The organism is uncultured Zoogloea sp., from assembly GCF_937894855.1.
Classification (GTDB): Bacteria; Pseudomonadota; Gammaproteobacteria; order Burkholderiales; family Rhodocyclaceae; genus Zoogloea; species Zoogloea oryzae.
This window is the reverse complement of sequence record NZ_CALAYQ010000101.1, coordinates 1-9,122: the sequence shown is the minus strand read 5'-3', so window position 1 is coordinate 9,122 and position 9,122 is coordinate 1. Positions and strand designations below refer to the sequence as shown.

Annotated in this window: 11 protein-coding genes; 9 read left to right on the top strand and 2 right to left on the bottom strand. The window is 68.7% G+C overall.

Annotated features, from left to right (window positions below; genetic code table 11):
• The 7 genes from Q0672_RS12625 to Q0672_RS12595 form a co-directional block, all read left to right on the top strand.
• A partial coding sequence (locus tag Q0672_RS12625; protein ID WP_298622661.1) for a DNA polymerase occupies nucleotides 1-1,178 on the top strand: 1,178 nt, incomplete at its 5' end.
• 64 nt (nucleotides 1,179-1,242) lie between these two features.
• Nucleotides 1,243-1,755, top strand: a complete 513-nt coding sequence (locus Q0672_RS12620; RefSeq protein ID WP_298622659.1) for a DUF2242 domain-containing protein — start codon at nucleotides 1,243-1,245, stop codon at nucleotides 1,753-1,755.
• The gene (locus Q0672_RS12615) at nucleotides 1,755-2,948 is read left to right on the top strand and encodes a lytic murein transglycosylase (RefSeq protein ID WP_298622657.1); all 1,194 of its coding nucleotides are present in this window, start codon (nucleotides 1,755-1,757) and stop codon (nucleotides 2,946-2,948) included. Before Q0672_RS12620 ends, Q0672_RS12615 begins: the two co-directional genes overlap by 1 nt.
• Before the next feature lie 9 nt (nucleotides 2,949-2,957).
• Nucleotides 2,958-3,803 carry an NADPH-dependent 7-cyano-7-deazaguanine reductase QueF gene (queF, locus tag Q0672_RS12610; protein ID WP_298622656.1) on the top strand — a complete coding sequence of 282 codons (846 nt, stop codon included), beginning with the start codon at nucleotides 2,958-2,960 and terminating at the stop codon, nucleotides 3,801-3,803.
• Entirely contained in the window at nucleotides 3,800-4,834 is a 1,035-nt protein-coding gene (gene murB / locus Q0672_RS12605; RefSeq protein WP_298622653.1) for a UDP-N-acetylmuramate dehydrogenase, read from the top strand. The genes queF and murB overlap by 4 nt, the downstream gene beginning before the upstream one ends.
• A 112-nt stretch (nucleotides 4,835-4,946) precedes the next feature.
• Nucleotides 4,947-5,510: a hypothetical protein gene (locus Q0672_RS12600; RefSeq protein ID WP_153162902.1), complete on the top strand. Its 564-nt coding sequence runs from the start codon at nucleotides 4,947-4,949 to the stop codon at nucleotides 5,508-5,510.
• Nucleotides 5,511-5,788: 278 nt separating this feature from the next.
• A complete protein-coding gene (locus tag Q0672_RS12595; protein WP_298622651.1) occupies nucleotides 5,789-6,154 on the top strand; it encodes a cupin domain-containing protein in 366 nt (121 codons plus the stop codon).
• On the opposite strand, the gene Q0672_RS12590 is transcribed toward Q0672_RS12595, so the two are convergent.
• Complete coding sequence (locus Q0672_RS12590; RefSeq protein WP_298622649.1) at nucleotides 6,127-6,948, bottom strand: alpha/beta hydrolase; 822 nt, start codon at nucleotides 6,946-6,948, stop codon at nucleotides 6,127-6,129. The two genes, Q0672_RS12595 and Q0672_RS12590, sit on opposite strands and share 28 nt — an antisense overlap.
• Before the next feature lie 125 nt (nucleotides 6,949-7,073).
• Here Q0672_RS12590 and Q0672_RS12585 point away from each other — a divergent pair, with 125 nt between their 5' ends.
• Complete coding sequence (locus Q0672_RS12585; protein WP_298622647.1) at nucleotides 7,074-7,364, top strand: putative quinol monooxygenase; 291 nt, start codon at nucleotides 7,074-7,076, stop codon at nucleotides 7,362-7,364.
• A gap of 162 nt (nucleotides 7,365-7,526) precedes the next feature.
• On the opposite strand, the gene cobA is transcribed toward Q0672_RS12585, so the two are convergent.
• Nucleotides 7,527-8,294 (bottom strand): uroporphyrinogen-III C-methyltransferase, encoded by a 768-nt coding sequence (cobA, locus tag Q0672_RS12580; RefSeq protein WP_298622663.1) that lies wholly within the window; start codon nucleotides 8,292-8,294, stop codon nucleotides 7,527-7,529.
• A gap of 275 nt (nucleotides 8,295-8,569) precedes the next feature.
• Between cobA and Q0672_RS12575 the strand changes: the two genes are divergently transcribed.
• Nucleotides 8,570-9,122, top strand: a 553-nt coding sequence (locus tag Q0672_RS12575) for a cytochrome c (protein WP_298622645.1), incomplete at its 3' end; no start/stop codon positions are given.

Sequence of the window (9,122 nt, the reverse complement as noted above, 5' to 3'; positions counted from 1 at the left end):
TGTTCGAGATGGAACGCAACGGCGTGCTGATCGACGACTTCCTGCTCGCCCAGCACTCCGAAGAGCTCGGCCGCCGCCTCCACGAGCTGGAGCTGCAGACCCACGAGCTCGCCGGCCAGCCCTTCAACCTGGGCTCGCCCAAGCAGCTCGGCGAAATCCTGTTCACCAAGCTGGGCCTGCCGGTGGTCAAGAAGACCGCCACCGGCCAGCCGTCCACCGACGAAGACGTGCTCTCCCAGCTCGCCGAAGACTACCCGCTGCCCAAGCTGCTGCTCGAGCACCGCAGCCTCGCCAAGCTCAAGAACACCTACACCGACAAGCTGCCGCTGATGGTGAACCGCCGCACCGGCCGCGTGCACACCAGCTTCAGCCAGGCCGTGGCCGTCACCGGACGCCTCGCCAGCACCGAGCCCAACCTGCAGAACATCCCGATCCGCACGCCGGAAGGCCGCCGCATCCGCGCCGCCTTCATCGCCCCGGCCGGCCACAAGATCATCTCGGCGGACTACTCCCAGATCGAGCTGCGCATCATGGCGCACCTCTCTAGCGACAAGGGCCTGCTGGACGCCTTCGCCCACGGCGAGGACGTGCACCGCGCCACCGCCGGCGAGATCTTCGGCGTCACCCCGCTGGAAGTGACCAGCGAACAGCGCCGCTACGCCAAGGTGATCAACTTCGGGCTGATCTACGGCATGAGCGCCCACGGCCTTGCCAAGAACCTCGGCATCGAGCGCGTCGCCGCCGCCAACTACATCGACCGCTACTTCGCCCGCTACCCCGGCGTCGCCGCCTACATGGACCGCACCCGCGCCGAGGCCAAGGCCAACGGCTTTGTTGAGACCGTCTTCGGCCGCCGCCTGCACCTGCCGGAGATCCGCGCCCAGCAGGTCGGCCGCCGCCAGGCCGCCGAACGCGCCGCGATCAACGCGCCCATGCAGGGCACCGCCGCCGACCTCATCAAGAAGGCGATGATCGCCACCTCCGCCTGGCTGCGCGAGTCCGGCGTAAAGAGCAAGCTGATCCTGCAGGTGCACGACGAACTGGTGCTCGAGGTGCCCGACGACGAGGTGGCGCTGATCCGCGACCAGCTGCCGAAGCTGATGGCCGGCGTGGCGCAACTTTCCGTGCCGCTGGTTGCCGAAGTGGGCGTCGGCGCCAACTGGGACGAGGCGCACTGAGCGGCCGTCCGGGCGCCGGCCCCACCGGCGCAGGCCGCGCCCCGCATTTCTTGAAAGCCCCTGGATGTACCACCGCATCACCCCCCTGCTGCTGATCCTCGCCCTGGCGGCGTGCAGCACCTTTTCGCCGAAAAAGAAGGACGATAGCTACAAGCTCGAGCACTTCACCCCCGATTCGCCCTTCGAGCAGTCCTTCGACACCGGCGCCGCAGCCTCCTGCGAGGCGGGCCGCCGGGCGCTGCTCAGCCAGGGCTACCTGATCGACGAGAGCAAGCCCGATCTGGTGCGCGCCCGCAAGTTCTTCCAGCCCAACCGCGAGACCCAGATCCAGCTCACCTTCAGCCTGTCGTGCCTGGCCGAGGGCGAGGGTTCGGTGGTGTTCGCCAACGTCCGCCAGCTGCGCGAGGAGCTCAAGGCCGGCTCGGCCAGCACCGGCCTCAGCGTGGCCGGCATTGGCTCCGTCTCGCTGCCCTTCGGCGGCAACAACGAAACCCTGGTCAAGGTGGGCGAGGAGACCGTCACCGACGCCGAGTTCTACGGGCGCTTCTTCGCCCTGATGCAATCCTTCATACGCTGATGAAATCCACCTTCGCCGCCCTCGCCGCCGTCCTTGGCGCCGCCACCACCCACGCCGCCGACGCCCCCGATCCGGCCCGCTTCGCCCCCTGCGTCGCCGGCCTCAAGGCCGACGCCGCCGCCCGCGGCATCTCCGGCCCGAGCTACGACCGCCTCACCGCTAGCCTCGCGCCGGACCTCAAGGTGCTCGACTTCCTCGACTACCAGCCCGAGTTCCGCACCCCGATCTGGGATTACCTTTCCGGCCTGGTGGACGACGAACGCGTCGCCGACGGCCGCGCGATGCAGAAACAGTGGGCCGAGGTGCTCGCCAACGTGTCGGCGCGCTACAAGGTCGATCCGGCCACGGTGGTCGCGGTGTGGGGCGTCGAGAGCAACTTCGGCCGCAACTTCGGCGCCCGGCCGCTGCTCACCTCGCTGTCCACGCTGTCGTGCTACGGCCGCCGCCAGGCCTACTTCCGCGGCGAGTTCTTCGACGCCCTCAAGATCGTCGACGCCGGCGACGTGAAGGCCGAACAGCTCGTCGGCTCGTGGGCCGGCGCCTTCGGCCACACCCAGTTCATGCCGTCCACCTTCCTGCGCCTGGCGGTGGATTACGACGGCGACGGCCGCCGCGATCTGGTCGGCAGCATCCCCGACGCCCTCGCCTCCACCGCCAACTTCCTGCGCAAGGCCGGCTGGCGCGAGGGCGAACCCTGGGGCTACGAGGTGCGCCTGCCCGCCGGCTTCGACGCCAGCAGCGCCGGCCGCAAGAACAGGCAGGCGCTGGCCAGCTGGGCGGCGCGCGGCGTCACGCGCGTCGACGGCAGCCCCCTCAGTGGCCCGGATTCCGCCGGCCTGCTGCTGCCCGCCGGCCCCAAGGGCCCGGCCTTCATCGTGTTCCGCAACTTCGACGTGATCTTCGGCTACAACGCCGCCGAGAGCTACGCGCTGGCCATCGCCCACCTGGCCGACCGCCTCAAGGGCAGCGGCGCCTTCGCCACCCCGTGGCCCACCGACGACCCGGGCCTCTCACGCGCCGAACGCCGGGAGCTACAAACCCTGCTTATAGCCAAGGGCTACGCCATAGGCACCGTCGATGGCATGCTCGGCGACGCCAGCCGCGCCGCGATCCGCAGCGAACAGCAGCGCCTCGGCCACAACGTCGACGGCCGCGCCGGCCAGAAGCTCCTCGCCGCCCTGCGCAAGCCCTGATCCACCGCCATGACCGCTCACATTCCCGCCCACCCCGACGCCTCGCCGCTGGGCAAGCCCGTCGCCTACGCCGAGCACTACGCGCCCGAGCTGCTGTTCCCCATCGCCCGACAGGGCAAGCGCGACGAGATCGGCGTGGCCGCCGGCAGCCTGCCCTTCGTCGGCGAAGACCTGTGGAACGCCTACGAAGTCTCGTGGCTCGGCCCCAAGGGCAAGCCAATGGTGGCGCTGGCGCAGTTCCGCGTGCCGGCCGATTCGCCCAATCTGGTCGAATCCAAGTCGTTCAAGCTGTATCTCAACTCCTTCAACCAGACCCGGCTCGCAAGCGTCGATGAACTCGCCGCGCGCCTCACCGCCGATCTGTCGGCCGCCGCCGGCGCGCCGGTTTCGGTGAAGGTCGAGCCGCTGTCCACCCGCCCCCAGCGCCCGATGGGCTACCCCAAGGGCCTGCTGCTCGACGAGCTCGACATCGAGATCGACAGGTACTCGCCCGCGCCGGGCCTGCTCCGCGCCGACGCCAGCCAGCCGGAAGTCACCGAGACGCTGTACTCGCACCTCCTCAAGTCCAACTGCCTCGTCACCGGCCAGCCGGACTGGGCGATGGTGGTGCTGCGCTACCGCGGCGCCCCCATCGACCGCGAGGGTCTGCTGCGCTACATCGTGTCCTTCCGCCAGCACAACGAATTCCACGAACAATGCGTCGAGCGCATCTTCATGGACGTGATGCGCCAGTGCCGGCCCGCCAGCCTGTCGGTGTGGGCGCGCTACACCCGCCGCGGCGGGCTCGACATCAACCCGGCCCGACGCACGCCCGATCTGCCGCCGCCGCCCGACTTCGCCGAAATCCGCCAATGACCGCCCCCAACCTGCTCCAGCAGGACGTCGCCCTCGACGCCCTCAACACCCTGCGCCTGCCGGCCCGCGCCGCGTGGTTCGCCGCCGTCGATTCGGCTGACCAGCTCCGCGCGGTGATTGACGACCCGCGCGTCGCCGGCCTGCCGCGCTTCGTGCTGGGCGGCGGCTCCAACCTGGTGCTCGCCGGCGACTTCCCCGGCCTCGTGCTGAAGGTCGCCTTCCACGGCAAGAGCCGCGTGCAGGAAGACGCCGACGCCTTCTACATCCGCGCCGGCGGCGGCGAGAACTGGCACGACTTCGTACGCTGGACGCTGGAAATGGGCTGGCCGGGCCTCGAGAACCTGTCGCTGATCCCCGGCACCGTTGGCGCCGCACCGGTACAGAACATCGGCGCCTACGGCATCGAGATGGCCGAGCACTTCTACAGCCTGCGCGCTTACGACCTCGAAACCGGCAAGACGGTCGGCTTCGACAAGGCCGACTGCCACTTCGGCTACCGGGACAGCTTCTTCAAGCAGGCCGGTGCCGGGCGCTATCTCATCGCCGCGGTCACCTTCCGCCTGCCCAAGCAGTGGCAGCCGCGCACCAACTACGCCGACGTGGCGCGCGAGCTCGAGGCCCAGGGCATCGCCCAGCCCACGCCGCTGCAGGTGTCCGACGCCGTCATCGCCATCCGCCGCCGCAAGCTGCCCGACCCGGCCGAGATCGGCAACGCCGGCAGCTTCTTCAAGAACCCGGTGGTTTCGGCCGACGCGTACGCCCGCCTCGCCGCCGACTTCCCCACGCTGCCCCACTATCCACAGCCCGACGGCAGCCAGAAGCTCGCCGCCGGCTGGCTGATCGAACAGGCCGGCTGGAAGGGCAAGCGCCTCGGCCCGGTGGGCTGCTACGCCAATCAGGCGCTGGTGCTGGTCAATCACGGCGGCGCCCGGGGCAGCGACGTGCGCGCCACGAGCGAGGCCGTCCGCGGCGACGTGCGCGCCCGCTTCGGGGTCGATCTGGAGCCGGAGCCGGTCTTCGTGGGCGGCTAGGCCGGCGCGCGACAGCCGTCACGCCGGCACCACGACGCCGGCATGGGCGCCCTAAAGCTTTTCGGAGCCGTGCCGAAAACCGCACATCGTCCACGATGTACGGAGCCCCCTCATGGCAGCTGAAGAACGGCGCGGCAGCAGCGCCCTCACCCCCGACCTCGACTGGAGTCAGGTCCGCGAAACCGTGCTGATGCTCGAACTGGCCGTCGGCCAGATCGATTCGGCGCTGAAGGAAGGCAACAGCTCGGTCGAAGTGCTCACCGACTCCTTCACTTCGATGGCCGGCTACATGCGGATGATGGGCCAGGCCCTCGAATCCCTGCCCGACAACCCCGCCACCGCCGATCTCAAGTCCACCCTGATCGGCCACGCCAGCGAAGTCGCCGGCCGCGTCCAGCGCTCGATCATCGCCTTCCAGTTCTACGACAAGCTGAGTCAGCGCCTGGCCCACGTGTCCCACAGCCTGGAAGCCCTCGGCAGCCTCGTCACCGACCAGCGCAAGCTCTACAACCCCTTCGAATGGGTTGCGCTGCAGGAGAAGATCCGCGCCAAGTATTCCACCCGCGAAGAGCTCGAGATGTTCAACGCGGTGATGCAGGGCATGCCGGTGAAGGAAGCCCTGGAGCACTACAAGGCCGAGATGAAGGACAAAGGCGACGACGTCGAACTCTTCTAGACAGCAGCCGATAAGCCTGCTGCGCGGCCCGATCTCGCGACGGCTTCTCGGCCACCGTCTTGCTTGGCGCAAGCCTGTAGGTCGGACTTCAGTCCGACACCACTCGTCAATCGTGCGGCGTTTGTCGGACTGAAGTCCGACCTACAGGATGTCGGCTTGGGGCCGGATCGCCCGATCGCCCCTCTTTTTTGTAAGCGAATCCACCCGCTGCGCCATGTCGGCGGCAAAGGCGTAAACTCCGCGGCTTTCCGATTCTGCCCACCGGATTCCGCTTCGTCATGCCGCCGTCCGTCATTCATTTTTCCGACCCTGCCCCCGAACCTGTCGAAGACCGCCCCGCCCTTGGCCGGGCGATCGGTTCGCCGCCGCTGCGCCTCACCGCCGAACGCTACGCTGCCGAGGATGGCGCCCTGTCGATCGGCGACTGGGCCTGCGAGCCCGGCGCGTGGCGGATCGCCTTCCATCCGGGGCGCCACGAGTTCTTCCAGGTGGTGAGCGGGCGGCTGCGCATCGTGGATACCGCTGGCAACGCCCGGGAGTTCGGGCCCGGCGAGGCGGGCATCATCCCCGCCGGTTTCATCGGCACCTTCGAGGTGATCGAGCGCGTCGAGAAGCGCTACGTGATGCTCGACCGGGCCGGGTAAGTCGTCTCCAGCCAGCCCGCCAGGGCTTCCGCCGCCTGCGGCCAGGGGCGGTCCAGCATCAGCATGTGACCGCAGCCCGGCACCGTGACCGACTGCGCCCGCCACGCCAGAGTGGTGAAGAACAGCATCGACGGCGGGAACACCGCATCCACCCCGCCGCCCATCACCAGCGCCGGTATCGCCGGCCGACGCCCGGTGCGCAGGAAGGGCAGCGCCACCATCTCGGCCACCGCCCGGTCCGATTCGCACTCCATCATCGGCAAAAACTCCACCAGCTCCTGGTGGGGCATCTCCGGCGAGAAGTAGATATCGGTCATCACCTGGAAGGTCGCCTCCGTCGGCCGGCCCGACACCGCGTTGGGCAGCTCCTCGAAGAAATCCGGCCGGGTCAGCGCCAGCCGGCTGGCCGAACCACCGGTGCCCGAAGGCGGCACCGGCGCCATCAGCACGACGCCCGCCGCCTGGCCGCCGCTGGTGAGGTAGCGCTCCACCACCTGGGTGCCCATCGAATGGCCGATCAGCACCGGCAGCGCCGGCAGCCCCGCCACCGCCCGGGCCACGTCGTCGGCGTAGTCGTCGAGGCCGAAGTCATCGATGCGATCGTGCCCGCTGCTCTCGCCGTGGCCGGACAGATCCAGCGCATAGCAGTCGAAACCCCGTTCATTGAAGAAGGGCACGAAGTGCAGCTGCCAGCATTGGGCGTTGGTGTAGGCGCCGTGGACGAACAGCAGCGGCGGCCGGCCATTGGGGCGCGCGGACGGATGGTGATGGACAGCAAGGGAATGAACGGACATGGGGCGCTTTCGAGCGATGCGGATAACAGCCGCATTCTGTCACGTCATGCCGCCGCGCCGGATGACAACGCGGACGCCCGGGCTAGAATAGCCGGCCCAAAACCATAACCCTTCCGGAGAACACCATGAGCATCCACATCATCGCCCGCTTCACCGCCAAGCCCGACACCATCGACGCCCTGCGCACCCTGCTGCTGGGCATGCTGGCGCCGACCCGCAGGGAAGAAGGCTGCATCCGCTACGAGCTGCTCAACAACACCGCCGACGCCACCGACTTCACCTTCGTCGAGGAATGGGCCAGCCAGGCCGCCATCGACGCCCACATGCAGACGCCGCACCTGAAAGCCGTGCTGGTGGATTCCGCTCCGCTGGTGGCCTGCCCGGTGGATGTGCGCTTCCTCACCGCCGCAGCCTGACGCTTCAGCCCTGCACGTCCGACTGCCACGCCTGGGGGTCGGACTACCAAGTCTGCACCGGCGCCCGCCTAGTGTAGGTCGGACTTCAGTCCGACAAACCCCGCCTGAACAACCAGCGATGTCGGACTGAAGTCCGACCTGCAGGGGCTCAAGGAACGCCGCTCAGACCGTCGCCTGGGCCCGGTTGAACCACGCCAGCTTGTCGGCCAGGGCCACCACTTCGCCCACGATCAGCAGCGCCGGCGGGCGGATGCCGGCGGCGGCGGCCACGTCGGGCAGGGTCGTCAGGGTGCCGGTGACCACCCGCTGGTTGGCGCGAGTGCCGTTTTCCACCAGCGCCGCGGGCGTGTCGGCGCCGCGACCGTGCTCGATCAAGGCCGCGCAGTGGGCCTGCAGCATGCCTACGCCCATGTAGATCACCGCGGTTTGGTTGGGCCGGGCGAGGGCCACCCAGTCGAGCGCCGATTCGCCGGCCCGGCGGTGGCCGGTGGCGAACACCACCGACTGGGCGTGATCCCGGTGGGTCAGGGGAATCCCCGCATACGCGCCGGCCCCGCAGGCGGCGGTGATGCCCGGCACCACCTCGAAGGGCACGCCGGCTTCCAGCAGTTCTTCCAGCTCCTCGCCGCCGCGCCCGAAGATGAACGGGTCGCCGCCCTTCAGCCGCACCACCTGCCGGCCCTCCCGGGCAAGCCGCACCAGCAGGCGGTTGATGTCTTCCTGGGGCAGGGTGTGGTGGCCGGCCTCCTTGCCCACGTAGATGCACTCGGCGTCCGGCCGGGCCAGATCGAGGATGCCGTCGCCCACCAGATGATCGACCACCAGCACATCGGCGCTGGCGATCAGGCGCGCGGCGCGCAGGGTCAGCAGCTCCGGATCGCCCGGGCCGGCCCCGACGAGGGCCACCCGGCCCGATCCGCCGGTCGGCATGGCGAGGGGCCGCGCGGCATCCGGCGCAAAACCAGCGGGCCCACCCAGCACCTGGTGGAGGAAGGCGCGCAATGCGCCGGCGGCTGGCATTTCCAGACTGGCGGTGACGGGCGGCGGCATGGCGAAACTCCCGGGAATCATGACGACCGGAATCTATCAGCCGAGTCACGTTCTCGAACTTGACCGCTATCAAGGAAGGGGTATAGCCCCCTGGCGCAACCTGAATGGGAAGCGGGACTGTCCGCTCGTTGAGCTCATTTCAAGGGAGATGCACGATGAGAATGTGGAAAACCGGAGCAATCGCGGCGGCCCTGCTGCCGCTGGCCATGTCGCAGGCTTTCGCCGAAGAGGCCAAGACCACCACCAACGCCCCCGAGGCCAAGTATCAGTCGGCCGGCTCGCCGCTGGCCAATGTCGAGATGTACCAGGATATCAATCCGAAGGCCCCGCCGATGAGCAAGGCGGAGTTCGACAAGGCCCGGCAGATCTACTTCGAACGCTGTGCCGGCTGTCACGGCGTGCTGCGCAAGGGCGCCACCGGCAAGCCGCTGACTCCCGAGAAAACCCTCGCCGCCGGCACCGATTACCTGAAGGTCTTCATCAAGTACGGCTCTCCCGCCGGCATGCCCAACTGGGGCACCTCCGGTGAGCTGTCCGACGACGAAGTGGACCTGATGGCCCGCTACGTCCAGCAGACCCCGCCGCAGCCGCCGGAATTCGGCCTGAAGGACATGAAGGCGACCTGGAAGGTCATCGTGCCGCCGGAACAGCGGCCGAAGAAGAAGATGAACAACTACAACATCGAGAACATCTTCTCGACCACCCTGC

Excerpts from the sequence above, each read along its gene's own strand:
- Q0672_RS12595 (WP_298622651.1), top strand. The coding sequence starts at position 5,789 with ATGCCGCCGTCCGTCATTCATTTTTCCGACCCTGCCCCCGAACCTGTC.
- cobA (WP_298622663.1), bottom strand. The coding sequence starts at position 8,294 with ATGCCGACCGGCGGATCGGGCCGGGTGGCCCTCGTCGGGGCCGGCCCG.
- Q0672_RS12600 (WP_153162902.1), top strand. The coding sequence starts at position 4,947 with ATGGCAGCTGAAGAACGGCGCGGCAGCAGCGCCCTCACCCCCGACCTC.
- murB (WP_298622653.1), top strand. The coding sequence starts at position 3,800 with ATGACCGCCCCCAACCTGCTCCAGCAGGACGTCGCCCTCGACGCCCTC.
- Q0672_RS12615 (WP_298622657.1), top strand. The coding sequence starts at position 1,755 with ATGAAATCCACCTTCGCCGCCCTCGCCGCCGTCCTTGGCGCCGCCACC.
- queF (WP_298622656.1), top strand. The coding sequence starts at position 2,958 with ATGACCGCTCACATTCCCGCCCACCCCGACGCCTCGCCGCTGGGCAAG.
- Q0672_RS12620 (WP_298622659.1), top strand. The coding sequence starts at position 1,243 with ATGTACCACCGCATCACCCCCCTGCTGCTGATCCTCGCCCTGGCGGCG.
- Q0672_RS12590 (WP_298622649.1), bottom strand. The coding sequence starts at position 6,948 with ATGTCCGTTCATTCCCTTGCTGTCCATCACCATCCGTCCGCGCGCCCC.
- Q0672_RS12585 (WP_298622647.1), top strand. The coding sequence starts at position 7,074 with ATGAGCATCCACATCATCGCCCGCTTCACCGCCAAGCCCGACACCATC.